Genomic DNA, 16,952 nt, shown 5'->3' with positions numbered 1-16,952 from the left:
CGGCAGGCCAGGTGGCGGCGGCAGGCAGCGCGGCGGCCCACACCTGCTCCACAAAGCTGGCTACCTGGTCCAGTGCCTGCCGGGCCTCGGGTACTACGCGCCAAAACAAATGCCACCAATGCACCAGCCCCTCAAAGGGTTGCAGGGTGACTTTGACGTTGGCGGCCTGGGCTTTATCCACAAATTTCACCACTTCTTCGTAGAGAACTTCGGCGGTGGAAACCTGAATGAGGAGCGGCGGCAGGCCGTGCAGGTCGGCGCGGGCCGGCGAAAGCAGCGGGTGGGCCAGCGACGTTTTGTGGGCGTAAAGCGGGCCCCAGGTGCGCATTTGTAGGGCTTCGAGCAGCAGGCCTTCCTCGCGGGCCACGCGCCGCAGCGCCGTAATGGGCAGGTCGAGGTCGGTCCAGGGCGACAGGCCCACGGCGGCGGCCGGCATGGTTTCACCGGCCTCGCGCAGGGCCAGCAGCAGGGCCAGGGCCAGTCCGCCCCCAGCCGAGTCGCCGGCCACCACGATGTCCTGCGGCTGGTGGCCGTGGCGCAGCAGCCAGCGGTAGGCCCGCTTGGCATCGTCGAGCGCCGCCGGAAACGGGTGGTCGGGCGCTTTGCGGTAGTTGATGGTGAGCACGTTGAGACCGCAGCGCTGGGCCAGACTGCCCACCAGGCTGCGGTGGGTGTTGAGAGAGCCCAACACGTAGCCCCCGCCGTGCAGGTAGAGCATCACGCGGGTGGCGTGCGCACCGCGCGGCCGCAGCCATTCGGCCTCCAGCCGCTTATCCAGCTTCAGGCTCTCCAAATGCACGTGCCAGGGCATAAATTGGAACAACGACCCGGCTTCCATAGCCAGGCGCATGGCTCCTACCGACGGCTTGCGCTTGGCCAGTGGCGTAGCTGCTGCGGTAAGTAGCTGCTTGAGCAGCAAGTGCTGAAAAGACGGCATTGGGTGGGATGAAGGCGGGAGAGCGGAGGATGCAGGCGCGGCAGGAATGTCCTGCCAGTGGTTTCAGGCAGCAACTACGGTTTTTGTCCTAGCTTATTGCCCCGGTAGCCTTTGATGGCCAGGGGTATCCAGCCTAATACGGGCACGAAGTAGGCGAGGGTGATGGGGTTGCGCCATACCATGCGCAACCAGGCGCCGGGGCGGTCAAGCTGCATGCGAAAATTGCGGCGGCCCTCTATCACGTACAGCCGCTCAAACTCGGCGAACATAGCGGGCCAGGCGAATGGCAGGAAAAAAGGAAAGAACCGGCGGTTTTCTTTGATGCGCTGCCACAGTTCGCCCCAGCGGTAGGGCTTCTGGCCGTGGTTGCGCACGGCGACGTCCATTTCGGCCTGCATTTGCAGGCGTATCTGCTCGGACATGGCCAGGTAGTCTTCGCGGGTGAGCTCGTCCCGGGTTTTGGTGGTGAGGTCTGAGGGCCGAATGCGGGTGCCCATTACAAAGGTGAGCTTAGCCGGAAAAGCCAGGTAAAAGGCCCACGGCTGAATAATGACCAGCACCAGCATCAGCGTGAGCGGAAGAAACGGGATGCCGATTTTCTTGGTCAGTCGGTTTATGGGTTCGAAGCTGTAGGCGTAGGGGTTGAGGTATTCGGCGTTGATGGTGTAAAAGGGCACGATATCGGTGCCGTGCTCCAGGCTCAGGCGCACCATGCTGGTGGCCAGGCGTTGCAACTGGTACTTGCGGTTGAACCCCTTGCCAATGCCGGGCACCCCTTCCGGGTACAGCATCAGGTTGTGGTCTTGGTAGTACATCATGGTTTCAAAATTCAGCGTTGTGGCATCCACACAGCCGTTTTTCTTCCAGAAATCCTTCACCAGGTAGGGGTTCATCAGGGCCGTTTGCGAGAGCATGGGGGCCGAGAGCGGGCGGGGCAAATCGCGGAGCGAGCCCCGGGTTTTGAGCAGGTGGCGCCACAGGTGCGAGAGGGCCACCATGGCGTCCCAGGGAAAGGCCATGCCCGAGTGGTTGCTGGCAAAAATCAGGGGCCGGTCGGGCCGATTGCGCTGCGGAAAATCCTCAAAGCCCACCAGCTCCGAGCGAAACCACACCCGGTCGAGCAACTGCAGCAGGTTCTCGTCCAGCGTGTGCGTAAACTCCTCCCGAAAATAGTCGTCGTAGATGTGCTGGTTCGCCTGAATAACGGGCGGGGGCGACGTGGAAGAAGCGGCAGGGGGCATAGGCGAAGTGGCAGCAGGCGGAGGAAAGATAGGAGAATTTCACCCACCGCCGGGCTCCCTTCTGCCCCACTCCGCCGCCCGGCCCTGCTTAACCGCGGTTGCCGAATATGGCGCTGCCCACCCGCACCAGCGTGCTGCCCTCGGTCACGGCAAGGGCGTAATCGCCGCTCATGCCCATCGATATTTCACAAAAAGCCGGCTGATTAGCAAAATAAGTGGCTTTAAGCTGCTCAAAGTACCCGCGCAGCTGCCCAAACTCCTGCCGCAGCCGGGCTTCGTCGTGGGTGAAGGTGGCCACGCCCATCACGCCGGTCAGGCGCACGTTTTGCAGTTGCCGGAAGGACTCGGAGGCCAAAATTTCTTCGGCCTCGGCCAGCGACAGGCCCGACTTGGTCGCTTCCTGCGCGATGTGAAACTGCAACAGCCCGTTGATAACCCGGCCGTGCGCGGCGGCATGCTTGTCGAGCTCCCGCAGCAGCTTGAGGCTGTCGATGCTTTGCACGGTGTGCACAAACGGCGCCACAAGCTTCGCCTTGTTGGTTTGCAGTTGCCCGATGAGGTGCCACTCCACGTCGGCGGGCAGCTGGGGCTGCTTGGCGGCCATTTCCTGGGGCCGGTTTTCGCCAAACATGCGGGCACCGGCCGCATAGGCTTCTCCCAGCTTCTCCACGGGGTGGGTTTTAGTTACCACTACCAGGCGGGCGGCCGTGCCAGCCAGCTCGTTTTCAATGCGGTGGATATTCTCGGCAATGGACATGGCGTATCAGAACAGGTTTTAAATTGTTTCACTTGCTACGTAATGGGCCTTAATTACTTGTCCAATGATTCGGTCGTAAGCATTTGGATGTAAACAAGAAAGCTGACGGCTAATGGCTAAAAGCTATTGGCTTATTACGTACCACCCCCAACAGACAGCCGCGCTAATCCTCCAGCGGGTTGCTCAAAAAAGCACTGCGCAACACCAGCCACAGCAGCCACAAGCCGATGGATAGCCAGAGGTAGGGCAGGTAAAAATCTTTGGTGTTACGGTAGCGGGTTTGCTTGATTTCGGACTTCTCCAGGCGGTTAATCTGGCTGAAGACTTCGCGCAGGCCAGCCGTGTCGGTGGCCCGAAAGAACTGGCCCTCGGCGGCGGCGGCCAACTCGCGCATGGTCGTTTCATCGAGGCGGGTGTCCACGTAACGGGTTTCGCCCTGCTCATTTTTGCCGTAGGGCACAAACCCGTCCTGCCCCAGCCCGATGGTGTAGATGCGAATGCCGTAAGCGTGGGCCAGCTGCGCCGCCAGCACGGGGTCGAGGCTGCCGGCGTTGCTCTCGCCATCCGACAGCAGAATGCACACCTTGGTGCGGGCCGTGGACTCGCGCAAGCGGTTGGTGGCCACGCCCAGGGCGCTGCCAATGGCCGTGCCGTCGAGCTTAATCATGCCGAAACGCAGGCTGGCCAGTTGTTCCTGCAGCAGTTCGTAGTCGGTGGTAAGAGGAGCCAGCGAGTAGGCCTCCCCGGCAAACGCCACCAGGGCCAGCCGGTCGCCGGCCCGGCCGCGCAGAAAATCGGCCGCAATGCGCTTGGCGGCGGCCAGGCGGTTGGGGCGCAGGTCTTCAATTTCCATGGAGCCCGACACGTCGAGGGCCAGCACGATGTCGATGCCGCGGCCGGACTGCTCCACCCGCTCGTCGGTGCGCTGGGGCCGGGCCAGGGCCACCACGGCAAAGCTGAGCGCCAGGCCCAGCACCACATCGGGCAAAAACCGCAGGGCCGCCGTCCAGTCGCGCGGGCCCACCTCCGGCCCCAGCGCCACCCCCACATTGGCGCGCCGCCGGGCCAGTGCCCAGCGCAGCACAAACAGCAGGGGCACTACCGCAATGAGCAGCAGCAGCCGCGGCTCCTGCCACTGGTAGCCCGCCAGGGTAGTGTAGCGCAAAAGGGTGAAAAAATCGCTCAAGTTTAGTTAGCAATTAATAAATAGCTGTCCAGCAGTATTTAAGAAAATAAACAATTGACGCAATGCTTTAAAACCAGTACGAATTGCTGGCTGATAATTAATAATTACTAATTACTTATCGATGCGTAGCGCCGTTCGGCAAAGCCCCGAAGGCGCTGAAAGGCTTGGTCTACCTCCTCGGCATCTTCGGTCTGCAGGTTGCCATAAATAACTTTGTCGGTGGCGCTCAGGGCTTTGCTGACGTCGACCTCGTTCGCGAAATAGGCCACGATTTCGCGGGTTGTGAAGGAGCTTAGCTCGCTGTTTTCGAGGCCGGCGAGGTAGTTTTTCCACAGTGCCACGGCCCGCTCTACATTGTTAGCAGAGCGCGACAATTCGAAGCGTTCGACGTGGCGGGCAAACTGAGCCAGGAAATACCCGTGGTTTTTGCGCATTTTATATGCCTGGTAGCGCCGGGTAAGAGGGCGCCGAAACAAGGCCGCGCTGCCCGCCAGCAGCAGCAGTACGGCCACCGCGCCGGCCACCCAATACGGGTAGTTGAACACGGGCTCCACCGGCACCAGGTCCAGGTTCTGACGCAGTTCGGGCAGGGCGGTGGCGGATGGCTGCGGCGCGGCCGTGCGGCGCAGGCGCACCCGGCTGGCCGGCGGTGCCACGCGCAACGTGTCCTCGCCCCGGAGCACGGCCACGGGCAGGGCCAGGCGCTGCACCGAATCGAGGCGGAACGTGCGCAGGTGGTAGATGGCCCGGTCCAGGCTGCGGCCCTGGCGGGTGCGGGTGGGGAAATACGTTTTGCCCACGTACTCAAACGGCCCGAATTCGGCCAGCGAATCCGGAAACACCACTTCCAGGTCGGGCGCGTGCTCGTAGCGCAGCTCGTAGTCCAGCGGCTCGCCCACGCGCACGGTGGCTTGCAGAAACCGGCCCGCGGGCACCGGCAGCGCCCGCGTCTGGCCCGCAGCCCGCTGGACGCCCCCCGTGGGCCCGGCCAGCACCAGCAGCAACGCCAGCAGCAGGGCGAAACCGGCCCGGTTTCCCAGGGGCAGGCAGTGCGCAAAAACAGGGGGTGAATGCGTCACGGGTCAGCTCTGTTGGCGGCGATGCCGGAATAAGTTTACCAGCTGCGGCACGAAGTCGCCTTCGGTGCTCAGGGCCAGGAAGCCGGTGCGGGTGCGGCGGCAAATGTTGACGAGCTGGCTCTCCTGCTGCGCGGCCGCAGCGGCCACCCGGGCCCTAAAACCGGGCGCCGACGTATTAACCCAGCGCACCCGGCCGGTTTCGGCATCGCGCAGCGGCACAATGCCCAAGGCGGGAAAGTGCCGCTCGCGGGGCGCCAGCATCTGCACCACTATCAGGTCGTGGCGCTGGGCCAGCATGGTGAGCTCGCGCTCGTAGCTACCATCAATAAAATCCGAAATCAGCACCACCAGGCTGCGGCGCTTCAGCAGCCCCAGCGCCTGCTTGATGCCCGCCCCAATGCCCGTGCGCCGCGAAACCGGCTCCAGGGCAAACAGGCGCTGAATGAGGGCGTAGGCGGCCCGGGAGCCCTTGCCCGGCGGCATGTACAGCTCTTTTTGGTCGGAGAAGGCAAACAGGCCCAGCGCCGAGCCCTGGCGGGCGGCGGAAAGCGCCAGCAGGCCCGCAATGTCGCGGGCCACGTCGAGCTTGCGCTGCTGGCCGTCGCCCACGTCCAGCGAGCCGCTCACGTCGAGCAGCAGCAGCACCTGCTGCTCCTTTTCTTCCCGGTAGGTTTTCACAAATGTGCCGTGCCCTTTGCTCGACACCGCCCAGTCGATGGCGCGCACTTCGTCGCCGTACTGGTACAGGCGCACATCGTCCACTTCCAGCCCCGTGCCCTTGAACACGGAGTGAAAGTCACCCTGCAATTGGGCCTCCACCGCCTTGCGAATGCGGATTTCGAGGTGGCGCAGGCGGCGCACCAGGGCGGTCAGGGCCGAAGGCACGGAGGGGTTCATATCGGCGAAGCTACGGCTTGGGACTAACTTTGCGGCTGTGAAATCATTCCATTGCCGCTGCCTGGGCTCGCTGCTGCCCCTCCTCTTGCTGGTGCTGCCCGCGTGCCAGCGCCCCGAAGAGCCCCCGCAGCCCGCCGACCTGGTACCCAAAGAGCGGATGATAACCCTGCTCACCGACTTGCACGTGCTGGAGGCGCGCCTGGAAAACAGCCGCTTGAGCCCCGACTCCTCGCGGGCCCTCTACCTTTCGCAGCACAAGCTGCTGCTGCAAAAGCAGCAGGTAACGGACTCGGCCTTCCAGCGCAGCTACCGCTATTACAGCATCCACGGCAAAGACCTGGACAATATCTACAAAGTGGTAATTGACACCCTAAAGGCGCGCGAAAACCGCCTGGAGCCTTCCAAAACAGGCATGCTAAGTCCACCGCCGCCAATCCCGCAGCGGAACCAATAACCGGCAACTTGAATCAGGTTAGGCGACTGCCGTTGGGCACGGGCCCTGGCACTCCGGCCAGCACAATGTACCCGTCGGCATCGGGAAAGCCGGTCACAAGTACCTCAGAACGGAATTTGCCGATTTGCTTGGGTGGGAAGTTGACCACGGCCATCACCTGCCGGCCCAGCAGCGTGGCAGGCGTGTAGTGGTGCGTGATTTGGGCGCTGGATTTCTTCAGGCCGATTTCGGGGCCGAAATCAATGAGGAGCTGATAGGCCGGGCGGCGCGCCTCCGGGAAAGGATGTACTTCCCGAATGGTGCCCACCCGCAGGTCGACGCGTTCAAATTCAGGCCAGGTCAGCGCGGGAGCATCCATGCACGAAAGTAGTAGCCGAGAGGCAAGGCGGGGCTATTGTGGCGCCGCGAAGGCCGCGAGTTGGGCGAGCTTAATCTGGGTCTGTTTTTCCCAGTAGTCCTGTTTCACGGCGTTGAGGCCGTGGCTGGTTTCCGCATCGAAGCGGTTTTGCTCCCGGTCCCACTCCGCGTACACGGCCTTGGTAAGGTTGTTGAAAGCCGGCTGCAGCTTGGCGCAGTCCGCTTTGGCCTGAAACACCACCAGCTTTTGCCGCATGATGCGGGCGTACACCTCCGTAATATCGAAGTGCAGCTGCTCATGGCGCAGCAGCTGGGGCGTGAAGTTTTTCGGGTCGCGAAACCACGAAGCAGTAGGGTCGAAGGTGGCCTGCACCGTGCCGGTGAACACGAAGTCGCGGCACGCGGCCCCGGCTTTGATGTCGGTGGTCGTCAGGGCCGCCAGCTTCTCGTACGGCTTGGGGCGGGACTGGAAATCTTCAACAACGAGCCGGCGCGTAGCGGACCACGGAATAGGGGCCGCCGTGGGCTTCGCGGCCTGACTGCCAGTGCCGGCTGACGCGCCGGGCTTGGCCGCAGGGCCTTGCAGCCACAGCGCCGCAGCCAGCAGAAAGGAAGTCAGAAACGAGAACATAAAGAGGTAGTAAGGGCGAAGAAAATAACGCTTGGCAAACCGAACAATGCCGGCTGAACAAAAATTGCTCCATCGCTCAATAATACCACTCAAGCGCGGCAAGTTATTAGTTGTTGGTCGTCAGTTATTGTTTGACTTACAATTGATTAAACAAAGATATTGCAACGAACAAGCTATCAACTTTCAGACCGCTAGCTCCCAGGCCGCTTACGCGGTTGCGTGCTCCCCGGCAACCGGCAGCGCCGCGGCGTATTCGGGCCTGGTTTCGCGCAGGAAACGCAGCAACAGCACCACCGCCACAATGGTCAGGCCCACGAGCAGGCCGGTCCATACGCCGGGCGCGCCCATGCCCAGCTTGAAGCCCAGGAAATACCCCAGCGGCAGAGCCACCGCCCAATACGCCAGCAGGGCCACCACCGAGGGCACCTTCACGTCTTCCAGGCCGCGCAGGGCGCCCAGGCCCACCACCTGCAAGCCGTCGGACACCTGAAACAGGGCCGCTACCAGCAGCAGCGTAGCGGCCTGCTCCACCACCAGCGGGTCGCTGATGTAGATGTAGGGCACGGCGTGCCGGGTGGCAATGAGCAGCACCGCCATGACGCCCATAAACCCAAACGTGAGCCAATACGCCGCAAACCCCGCCTGCCGGGCCGCCGGCAAGTCATTCGCGCCCCGCAAGTTGCCCACCCGAATGGTGGCCGCCGCCGCAATGCCGCTGGCCGCCATGTACGTCATACTAGCCACGTCGATGGCCACTTTGTGCGCCGCTTCGGTGGTCACGCCCAGCCAGCCGGCCATGAGCAACGACGTGGCAAAAGCGCCCACTTCCAGGGCCATTTGCACGCCGATGGGGGCACCCAGGTCCACCACGCGGCGCACGGTGGCGCCCTCCGGCAGCCAGCTGGTCACGGCCGCGCGCTCGGCCCGCAGACGCTTGGCCCGCAGCACGTACGCGCCCATAAATACCGCCATCAAGGTGCGGGCAAACAGTGTGGCCCAGGCCGAACCCATCATGCCCATTTCGGGCGCCCCCCACGCCCCGTACACCAGCGCGTAGCACAGCGCGCCATTCAGCACGTTGCCCAGTATGGACAGCCACATAGCCTGCCGCGTGAGCCCCAGCCCCTCAGCAAACTCGCGGAAGCCCTGGAACACCATCAACGGAAACAGCGACAGGCTGATGACCTGCACCCAGGGGCCGGCCAGTACCACTACCTCGGCCGGCTGGCCCAGCCACGGCAGCAGGTACGGCACCAGCTGGCCCAGCCCGGCCAGCACCAGCCCGGCCAGCGCATTGGTCCACACCGAGGCCACCAGCAGGCGGCCAAGCTCGGGGAAGTCGCGGCGGCCGTCGGCGGCGGCTACCAGGGGCACGCTGCCCATGCTCAGGCCCACGCCCAGCACCAGCAGCACGCTGGTGGTGCTCACGCCCACGCCCACGGCCGCCAGGGGTACCTTCCCAATGTGGCCCACCACCACAGAATCCACGAAATTGACCATTACGTGGCCCAGCTGCGACAGCATGACCGGGTAAGCGAGCAGCAGCGTAGGACGCAGATGCGGACGAAGATTTTTCAACACAAAAACGAAAAGCAACGGGCAAACTAGCCGCCGCAAAGGTACGGCTGCCGGCTTGCGGGCAACCGCCCCACAGCGCATTCCAGAGGCCCTGAGAATGGATGGCGGCGCTCCGCCCGGTGCTTTTGTTCCAAAAATCCCGCTATCGGACTGCCAACGGCGCCAGCATCTGCTGCAAAATGGTCACGGCGCGCGCAAGGTCGGCCGCGGGCACGGCGTAGGAAAGGCGCGCAAAACCCGGCGCGCCGCACGTGGCCCCGTCCACTACCACCAGTCCGGCCGCCGCCAGCTGCTGCACCAGTTGCGCCGAAGCGGCAGCGGCCGGCAGCTGGGGGTCGAGGAAGCGGGTGAAATCGGCGAAAACGTAATAAGTCCCCCCGGGAATCGGGCTGACCGCGGCGCCGGGCAATGCTGCTAGGCCATCCAGCAGCAGGCGGCGGTTGCCGGCCAGTTGGGCGCACAGCGCCCCGGCAACGGCGTCGGCCTGGCGGGTGGCGGCCAGGGCGGCAGCCTGCGCCGGCACGGGAACCGCCACGCCGGTCCCAAACAGGCGGGCCACCACGGCCGGGGACAGCGCGGGCGGCACCACCGCGCAGCCCACGCCCCACCCCGCCAGGGCCAGCGACTTGGAGAAGCCGCTCACCACCACGTGCCGCTGGTGCGGGTCGGGAAAGGACAGTAGAGTAGGCACCGGCTCCGGCCCGAAGTTGATGCCTTCGTAAATCTCATCGCTGAGCACCCACAGCTGCGGAAATTCTGCCGTGACGGCCAGCACCGCCTCCCACTCCGCCCGGGAATACACGCGCCCCGTTGGGTTGTTTGGATTGCTGATAATCAGCATTTTGGTATCCGGGGTGAGGGCCGCCCGCAGCGCCTTCGGGGCCAGGGCGTAGTCATCGGCCGCTGCAAGCGGCAGGGTGCGCAGCGTGCTGCCGGTCCGGCGCACCAGCTCCCAAAACCCAAACCAGTTGGGCGTGGGCATCAGTACGTCGCCGCCGGGTGCAAGCAACTCGCTGAGGATGGCAAAAAGCCCGGTTTTGGCCCCGCTGGTTACGATGACCTGCGCCGCACTCACGCTGGCAGCCCCGCGCTGCCGGTAGCGCTGGGCCAGGGCTTCGCGCAGCTCAGGCAGGCCGGCCGCAGGGCTCACTTCCAGGGGCTTGCCTGGGCGCTGGGCATCAGCCAGGACGGCCAGAGCGGCTTCCATAGCTGCAGCAGGCACCGCGAAATTCCCGTACCCGGAGGCTAAGCTGACCATGGTTTTTTGCTCTTTAAAACTTTGCCGCCGCCCCTGTTACTCTTGCGCGGCCATCACCACGTCGGCAAAGTCGGCGTCAGCATCGGTGAAGGTATCCACCACCCTCAGGCCTACCTGGGCCGCCAACTCCTCAATCTGAGGCAGCGTAAACTTATACGAATTCTCGGTGTGAATTACCTCCCAAGCGGTGAATTGGAAGGTTTCGTCCAGGGCCGGTATGCGCACCTGCTGGGCCCGGGTACTCACCAGGTAAGACCGCACGGCGCCGCTCAGGGGGTTGTAATCGGTGAAGTGCTGCCAGCTGGCCAGGTCGAAATCCGCGTCCAGCTCCCGGTTGAGGCGGGTGAGCAGGTTGAGGTTGAAGGCCGCCGTAACGCCCTGGCTGTCATCGTAGGCAGCGCGAATGCGGCGCGGGTCTTTCTGCAGGTCGAAGCCGATGAGCAGGCGGTCGGCCGGGGCCAGGGGCGCGGCCAGCTGCCGCAAAAAGCTCAGCCGGTCGGCTGGGGCAAAATTGCCAATATTAGACCCCAGAAAAAGCACGCCTTTGCTGCCCGGGCGGCTGCCGAGCTGGCGCAGGGCCGTGGCGTAGTCCGACACCACCGGAGCCACCCGCAGGCCGGGCATTTCCTGCTTCAGGCCATCGACCAGCCCCGTCATGGCCCCCGCCGAAATGTCCACCGGGGCGTAAGTAAAGTCCGCATCGGCGCGCAAAAACTCGCGAAGCAGCACCTTCGTTTTGGAACCGTCGCCCGCGCCGAGCTCCACCAGCGCAAACGGGCCGTTGCCGGCTGGCCGCAGGGCCGCAGCAATGGCTGCGCCGTGCTCCTCAAAAATGGCAAACTCGGCCCGCGTGGGGTAATACTCCGGCAGCGCCATGATTTGCTGGAACAGCCGGCTGCCCGCGTCGTCGTAAAAGTACATGGACGACAGCGCCTTGGGAGTTTGGCGCAGGCCCGTGGCCACGTGCTGGGCCAGCGCGCTCAAGGGGCGGCTTAGGGTGGAAGATGAACTCATGCAGCAGCTAAAAACGAAAGGAAAAGTAAGTAATGTCCGGAGACTTGCGCCTGGGCCGCCGCTTTAGCGGGCCAGGCGCAAGCCGGTGAATTGCCAGCGCTTATCGGCGTGGAAAAAATTCCGGTAACTGATGCGGATGTGGTTCTCGGGAGTGGCGCAGGAGCCGCCGCGCAGCACCAGCTGGTTTACCATAAACTTGCCGTTGTACTCGCCCAGCGCCCCGGCGGCGCGGGAGTAGCCGGGGTAGGCGTGGTAGGCCGAGTAGGTCCACTCCCAGCAGTCGCCCAGCAGCTGATGGCAGGCGCTGGGGTCGGCTGCGGCGGGCAGGGGCTGCGGGTCCAGGGCGTTGCTTTCGAGCCAGGTGCCGCCCTCGGTGGTGGCGTTGAAATGGCGGGCGGCGGTTTCCCACTCGGCCTCGGTGGGCAGGCGCGCGCGGCCCAGTTGGCGTAGGCATCGGCCTCGTAAAAGCTCACGTGGGTGACGGGCGCGGCGGGGTCCACGGCCAGCAGGCTGTGGTGCGTGAAGCGGTGCCAGCCGCCTTCCTTCTGTACCCAGTACAGCGGGGCGGCCCACCCTTCGGCCTGGAGCAGGTCCCAGCCCTCCCCCATCCAATAGCGAAAGTCGCGGTAGCCACCCGCTTCCATAAAGGCCAGGTAGTCGGCGTTGGTCACGAGGCGGTTTTGCAGCTCAAAGGGCGCCACCAGCACGTCATGCGCGGCCAGCTCATTATCGAAGCAAAAACCCTCTTCCTGAAAACCAATTGTGCAAATGCCACCGGGCACCGGCAACCAGGACGCTGCGCTTAATGAAGAATGAGGAATGAGAAATGAAGAATTATTGTCGTCTGGTAATTCTTCATTCTTCATTCTTGATTCCTCATTAAGCGCAGCCACAGGTGCAGCGTACGCCGGAGCCAACGGACTGGTGCTGAGAATGTACTTGATGTCGGTAGCGAGCAGTTCCTGGTGCTGCTGCTCATGCTGCAGGCCCAGCTCCAGCAGCTCGAAAAAAGCGGCCGGCAGCTCGTGGGGCTCCATGAGCAGCGCGGCCAGGGCGGCATCCACGTGGCTGCGGTAAGCCAACACGTCGGCCAGGGCCGGGCGCGAGAGCGTACCCCGGTCGGCCCGGTTCACGCGGGACCCCAGCGAGTTATAGTAAGAGTTGAACAGAAAGGCGTATTCCGGGTGAAATACCTGGTAGCCGGGCGCGTACTCCTGCAGCAAAAACGTTTCCCAGAACCAGGTGGTGTGCGCCAGGTGCCACTTGGGCGGGCTCACGTCTATCATGGGCTGCACCACCGTGTCTTCGGGCAGCAGCGGGGCACACAGGGCAGTACTTTGGGCCCGCACGGCCTGGTAGCGCGCCAGCCAGGACTGGGCAATGCGGGGTGGCGACTGAATTTCGAGAGTGGAAGACATGGGCAGGGGCGTGAGCGGAAACAACAACCACAACCACTAACCGGGTTAGCAGGGCTGAGGTTGCGTTTGCAGGGCACTGGCATTAAATACGGGGCCGTGAGCCAGCCTACTGCAAACACGCAGTGAGCCTGCGAAAGGTACGTAGAAGCTCTTCCGTACAAAGTGGTATTTGCGTTTGTTTTGAGCTTAAATCACATCTAACCATCTGGGCAAAAATGGGATTATCACAGATTATGCTTACACTTGCACCATTCCTCACCTTCTTTCCATATTCCAATGGCATCTTCAATTTCTGATATCGCCAATACTGCCGGCGGTGCTGCCAAGAGTGGCACCCGTCCCGCCAACCGGGTAGGTACTAAAAGCCGTAGAGGCTTTGCGGCCATGAGCCCCGAGACCCAGCGCCGCATCGCCAGCGAAGGCGGCAAGGCATCGCACGCCAGCGGACGCGGCCACCGTTTCTCGGCCGAAGAAGCCCGGGACGCCGGCCGCAAAGGCGGCCTGGTAAGCCGCCGCGGCAAGACTTCGGCCCCGGCCGGCAAGTAAGCGCTTCCCAGGCGGGCGATGCCGCGCATCTTTGCGCTATGCTACGCCTCACCTACACGCAGCGCGCCCTGCGCTTCAACTTCCCCGCCCGCACTTCCCGGGGCGCCCTTGCCGAGCACGTGGCCTGGTACCTGTACCTGACCGATGCCGCCACTCCCGCTACCGCCGGCCTGGGCGAGGCCGCCCCGCTAGCAGGCCTTAGTCCCGATTACGACTCCACATTTCCAGCCGCAGTAGCGCAGCTCTGCGACCGGTTTAATGCCGGGGCATTTGCCACCTTCGCGGCGGCCGATGTTCCGGCATTTGTGGGTCCGGGCCTGCCGTCGCTGGTATTTGCCCTCGAAACCGCCGTGCTCGACCTGGCCCGCGGCGGGCGGCGGCAGCTCTACGCCAACGCTTTCAGCCAGGGCCGCGCCGCGCTGCCCATCAACGGGCTGGTGTGGATGGGCGACGCGCCGTTTATGCGCGAGCAGATTCGGCAGAAGCTGGCGGCCGGCTATTCGTGCCTGAAACTCAAAATTGGCGGGCTCGACTTTGCTACGGAGCTGGCACTGCTCACCGAAATCCGGGCGGTGGCGGGCCCGGCCCAGCTCATGCTGCGCGTGGATGCCAACGGGGCCTTTGCCCCCGCCAACGCCCTCGCCAAGCTGGAACAGCTGGCTGCCTTCCACATTCATTCCATTGAGCAGCCCATTGCGGCCGGACAGCGCCCCGCCCTGGCGGCCCTGGCCCGTACCTCGCCCCTGCCCATTGCCCTCGACGAGGAGCTGATTGGGGTGGTGGACCCGGCCGAGCAAGCCGCCCTGCTCGATGAAATTCAGCCGGCCTTCATCGTGCTCAAGCCCACGCTGCTGGGCGGCCACGCGGCCACCCACCGCTGGGTGGCGCTGGCCCAGGCCCGGGGCATCGGCTGGTGGATTACATCGGCGCTGGAGTCGAACGTGGGCCTGAACGCGGTGGCCCAGCTCACCGGCCAGTACGAGGTGGCCGGCTTTGCCCAGGGCCTGGGCACGGGCCAGCTGTACCAAAACAATGTGGCGGCCCCGCTGGATATTACGGGCGGCTGGCTGCGCTACGACCCCGCCGGGGCGTGGGAGCAGCCGTAGGCCGCGCGCCGGTATTAGGTAAAGGCGCGGCTTCTTCGCTTAATTTACCGGTTCGGTTGCGTTTCCTCGCTATGCTTGTTTCGCGTGTTCTGCGTTTGCTCCTTTTCCTGGGCCTTTGCTGGGAAATGAGCACGTCCGCGCACGCCCAGCCCGGCACTGCGTCGGGGCTTTTCGGCTTCAGCAAAGCCCAGCAGAAAAAGGCTCGCATTCCCATTCTGCTGCAACGCAACCTGCTGGTGGTGAAAGCCCGGCTAAACGGCAATGGACCCTACAATTTCCTGCTCGACACGGGCGTGAACACGTCCATCATCACCTCCCCCACGCTGGCCGACTCGCTGGGGCTGCGGCACGGGCAGCAGTACCGCGTGGTGGGCGCTGGCGGCCTCGACACGGGCCTGCTGGCCTACCAGACCGACAGCGTGCGGGTGGAACTCGACGGCGTGGTGGCCCCGCACATGACCTGGCTGGTGCTCTCCGACGACGCCCTGAACCTGTCGGGCTACATCGGTGTGCCCATTCACGGCATTCTGGGGTCCGAGCTGTTCCGCAGCTTCGTGGTTTCCCTGCAGCTGGAAGACAACCAGATGGTGGTGCATGACCCGGCCACGTTCCGCGCTCCCTCCGGCACAAAATGGGACGCGGTGCCGCTCACGCTGCAAAAAAACAAGGCCTACTTCACCGCCGACGTGCAGCTGACCGACTCGCTCACCCTGCCGCTGAAGCTGGTGCTCGACACCGGCGCCAGCCACGCCCTGTCCATTGAGCTCGAATCGGACCCGCGCCTGATGGCCCCGGCCCGGCGCCTGCCCACCGACCTGGGCCGGGGCCTCTCGGGCATTGTGCAGGGCTATCTGGGCCGGGTGCCCACGCTGCGGCTGGGGCGCTACATCCTGCGCTCGGTGCTCACCTCCTACCCCAATGCCGCCGATGTGCAGCGCCGCACCGACGTGCCGCGCAACGGCAACATTGGCTACGAGCTACTCAAGCGCTTCTCGCTCATCATCGATTACCCGCACCAGCGCATGCTGCTGCGCCCCAATTCCAAGTTCCGCGACCCGTTTGAGCACGACATGTGCGGCATTGAGCTGCTGGCGGCCGGCCCCCAGTACCGCCGCTACCTGGTGCTCCGCGTCATGCCCGGGTCGCCGGCCGCCACCGCCGGCCTGGAGGTTGAAGATGAGCTGCTCAGCATCAACTTCCTACCCGTGGAAGGCTTTACCCTCACCCAGCTCGACCGCCTCCTGCATTCGGAAGACGGGCGCCTCCTGCTTATCGTGCTGCGCCGCGCCGATGGCAGCCTGCACACCGCCTCGGTGCGCCTCAAACGGCAAATTTGAGCTGGGCCGGCAGCCGTACCTTCGCGGCGTATCATCGCCCTCACAATTCGTTACCCACTTTCTATGACTGCTCGTCTTTTGATTCAACTCGCTGGCCTGCTTGGTGGTCTGGGCGTGGCCATCGGCGCCTTCGGGGCCCACAGCCTGCGCGGCTTTCTTGAAAAAACCGGCCGCTTCGACACCTTCGAGACCGCCGTGCGCTACCAGTTTTACCACGTACTGGCGTTGCTGGCCATCGGCGTGTTGTGGGCTGCCCGCCCCGAGCTGCGGTCCCTGGGCACCACGGGCTGGCTGTGGCTGGGCGGCATCATCGTGTTCAGCGGGTCACTCTACGCGTTGGTTTTCACGGGCGTTACCAAGCTGGGCGCAGTGGCGCCCATTGGTGGCCTGCTCCTCATGGCCGGCTGGGTGAGCCTGCTGCTGGCGGTGCGCAAGCTGTAGGGCACAGGCCCTGCCGCCAGTCCGGCGCGGTTTCAACAGCAAAAAGGGCTGTCCGCATCTGCGGACAGCCCTTTTCGTTTGGTAGCGAAGCAACCCGCAGGGGCTTACTTCACTTTCATTTTCATCTTGGCGGGTGCCGCGGCGCCGGTGCTGGTGGCGGGCGCGGTGCTGGCAGTGGCCGAAGCCTCTTTCACTTCGCCAACCAACGAAACGGTGGCGGCGCCAGCCGAGGCGTTCGACTCAACGGTCAGCACTTTGTTTTGCATGCCGAATTTGCCGGTGGTGTTGAAGTGGGCGGTGATGGTGCCGGTTTTGCCGGGGGCAACGGGCGCTTTGGTCCACTCGGGCGTGGTGCAGCCGCAGCTCACGCCAATGTTGTTCACGATGAGGGGAGCTTTGCCCGTGTTCTTGAATTTGAAGACGTGCGTAACGGTACCACCCTGCGCCACGGAGCCAAAGTCAAATTTCGACTCTTCAAACGTGATGGCCGGGCCAGCTACGGGACCTACAGCCGCCGGGGCAGCAGTCTGGGCCTGAGCGGAGTAAGCGGCAGCGGTGAGACTCAGGGCGAGGAGCAGGGTTTTTTTCATGAGAAGGAAAATGGTAAGGTATGAACGTTGAGGGAGCCGCTAACGGCGTGTAACAAATTTACTCGTTTCGGGCGGTCAGGCAAATTTTCGACCAAACTAATCGGCGCCAGCCCGAAACCAGTAAA

17 protein-coding genes and 1 pseudogene are annotated in these 16,952 nt (G+C 63.9%); 5 read left to right on the top strand and 13 right to left on the bottom strand.

The features are described 5' to 3' along the window. The 6 genes from BEN47_RS01670 to BEN47_RS01645 form a co-directional block, all read right to left on the bottom strand. Positions 1 to 937 (bottom strand): alpha/beta hydrolase (locus BEN47_RS01670; protein ID WP_070724461.1); only part of this gene is annotated, 937 nt, incomplete at its 3' end. A gap of 74 nt (positions 938 to 1,011) precedes the next feature. Beyond that, the gene (locus BEN47_RS01665; RefSeq protein ID WP_070724460.1) at positions 1,012 to 2,178 is read right to left on the bottom strand and encodes a lysophospholipid acyltransferase family protein; all 1,167 of its coding nucleotides are present in this window, start codon (positions 2,176 to 2,178) and stop codon (positions 1,012 to 1,014) included. An 88-nt stretch (positions 2,179 to 2,266) separates the two neighbouring features. Next, on the bottom strand, positions 2,267 to 2,935 hold the full coding sequence (locus tag BEN47_RS01660) for a YggS family pyridoxal phosphate-dependent enzyme (RefSeq protein WP_070724459.1): 669 nt from the start codon (positions 2,933 to 2,935) through the stop codon (positions 2,267 to 2,269). A gap of 163 nt (positions 2,936 to 3,098) precedes the next feature. Beyond that, on the bottom strand, positions 3,099 to 4,100 hold the full coding sequence (locus tag BEN47_RS01655; protein WP_239691471.1) for a VWA domain-containing protein: 1,002 nt from the start codon (positions 4,098 to 4,100) through the stop codon (positions 3,099 to 3,101). 128 nt (positions 4,101 to 4,228) lie between these two features. Next, entirely contained in the window at positions 4,229 to 5,200 is a 972-nt protein-coding gene (locus BEN47_RS01650) for a hypothetical protein (protein ID WP_070724457.1), read from the bottom strand. A gap of 3 nt (positions 5,201 to 5,203) precedes the next feature. Next, positions 5,204 to 6,097 carry a DUF58 domain-containing protein gene (locus BEN47_RS01645; RefSeq protein WP_070724456.1) on the bottom strand — a complete coding sequence of 298 codons (894 nt, stop codon included), beginning with the start codon at positions 6,095 to 6,097 and terminating at the stop codon, positions 5,204 to 5,206. Between the two features lie 37 nt (positions 6,098 to 6,134). Here BEN47_RS01645 and BEN47_RS01640 point away from each other — a divergent pair, with 37 nt between their 5' ends. After that, positions 6,135 to 6,551: a DUF4296 domain-containing protein gene (locus tag BEN47_RS01640; protein ID WP_070724455.1), complete on the top strand. Its 417-nt coding sequence runs from the start codon at positions 6,135 to 6,137 to the stop codon at positions 6,549 to 6,551. Between the two features lie 13 nt (positions 6,552 to 6,564). On the opposite strand, the gene BEN47_RS01635 is transcribed toward BEN47_RS01640, so the two are convergent. The 6 genes and pseudogenes from BEN47_RS01635 to egtB form a co-directional block, all read right to left on the bottom strand. After that, on the bottom strand, positions 6,565 to 6,909 hold the full coding sequence (locus BEN47_RS01635; RefSeq protein ID WP_070724454.1) for a tRNA-binding protein: 345 nt from the start codon (positions 6,907 to 6,909) through the stop codon (positions 6,565 to 6,567). Positions 6,910 to 6,942: 33 nt separating this feature from the next. Then, positions 6,943 to 7,539, bottom strand: a complete 597-nt coding sequence (locus tag BEN47_RS01630) for a DUF922 domain-containing protein (RefSeq protein WP_070724453.1) — start codon at positions 7,537 to 7,539, stop codon at positions 6,943 to 6,945. Positions 7,540 to 7,746: 207 nt separating this feature from the next. After that, the gene (locus BEN47_RS01625; RefSeq protein WP_239691470.1) at positions 7,747 to 9,117 is read right to left on the bottom strand and encodes an MATE family efflux transporter; all 1,371 of its coding nucleotides are present in this window, start codon (positions 9,115 to 9,117) and stop codon (positions 7,747 to 7,749) included. Between the two features lie 142 nt (positions 9,118 to 9,259). Then, entirely contained in the window at positions 9,260 to 10,375 is a 1,116-nt protein-coding gene (locus BEN47_RS01620; RefSeq protein WP_083322004.1) for a pyridoxal phosphate-dependent aminotransferase, read from the bottom strand. A gap of 36 nt (positions 10,376 to 10,411) precedes the next feature. Beyond that, positions 10,412 to 11,389: an L-histidine N(alpha)-methyltransferase gene (gene egtD, locus BEN47_RS01615; RefSeq protein WP_070724450.1), complete on the bottom strand. Its 978-nt coding sequence runs from the start codon at positions 11,387 to 11,389 to the stop codon at positions 10,412 to 10,414. A gap of 63 nt (positions 11,390 to 11,452) precedes the next feature. Next, positions 11,453 to 12,807 (bottom strand): annotated as a pseudogene (egtB, locus tag BEN47_RS21910) (ergothioneine biosynthesis protein EgtB). A gap of 276 nt (positions 12,808 to 13,083) precedes the next feature. On the opposite strand from egtB, the gene BEN47_RS20020 reads away from it, so the two are divergent. The 4 genes from BEN47_RS20020 to BEN47_RS01595 all read left to right on the top strand — a co-directional run bounded on the left by BEN47_RS20020 (position 13,084) and on the right by BEN47_RS01595 (position 16,237). Further along, on the top strand, positions 13,084 to 13,353 hold the full coding sequence (locus BEN47_RS20020) for a KGG domain-containing protein (RefSeq protein WP_083322003.1): 270 nt from the start codon (positions 13,084 to 13,086) through the stop codon (positions 13,351 to 13,353). Positions 13,354 to 13,391: 38 nt separating this feature from the next. Beyond that, complete coding sequence (locus BEN47_RS01605) at positions 13,392 to 14,459, top strand: o-succinylbenzoate synthase (RefSeq protein ID WP_070724449.1); 1,068 nt, start codon at positions 13,392 to 13,394, stop codon at positions 14,457 to 14,459. Positions 14,460 to 14,584: 125 nt separating this feature from the next. Then, entirely contained in the window at positions 14,585 to 15,796 is a 1,212-nt protein-coding gene (locus BEN47_RS01600; RefSeq protein WP_070724448.1) for an aspartyl protease family protein, read from the top strand. A gap of 63 nt (positions 15,797 to 15,859) precedes the next feature. Continuing rightward, complete coding sequence (locus tag BEN47_RS01595; RefSeq protein WP_070724447.1) at positions 15,860 to 16,237, top strand: DUF423 domain-containing protein; 378 nt, start codon at positions 15,860 to 15,862, stop codon at positions 16,235 to 16,237. Positions 16,238 to 16,341: 104 nt separating this feature from the next. Here the strand turns inward: BEN47_RS01595 and BEN47_RS01590 are convergent, their stop codons facing one another. Beyond that, the gene (locus tag BEN47_RS01590) at positions 16,342 to 16,827 is read right to left on the bottom strand and encodes a DUF1573 domain-containing protein (protein ID WP_070724446.1); all 486 of its coding nucleotides are present in this window, start codon (positions 16,825 to 16,827) and stop codon (positions 16,342 to 16,344) included. Between the last annotated feature and the right edge of the window lie 125 nt (positions 16,828 to 16,952).

This window comes from Hymenobacter lapidarius (genome assembly GCF_001816145.1).
Classification (GTDB): Bacteria; Bacteroidota; Bacteroidia; order Cytophagales; family Hymenobacteraceae; genus Hymenobacter; species Hymenobacter lapidarius.
The sequence above is the reverse complement of the archived record's forward strand: the minus strand, read 5'-3'. Positions and strand labels throughout refer to the sequence as shown.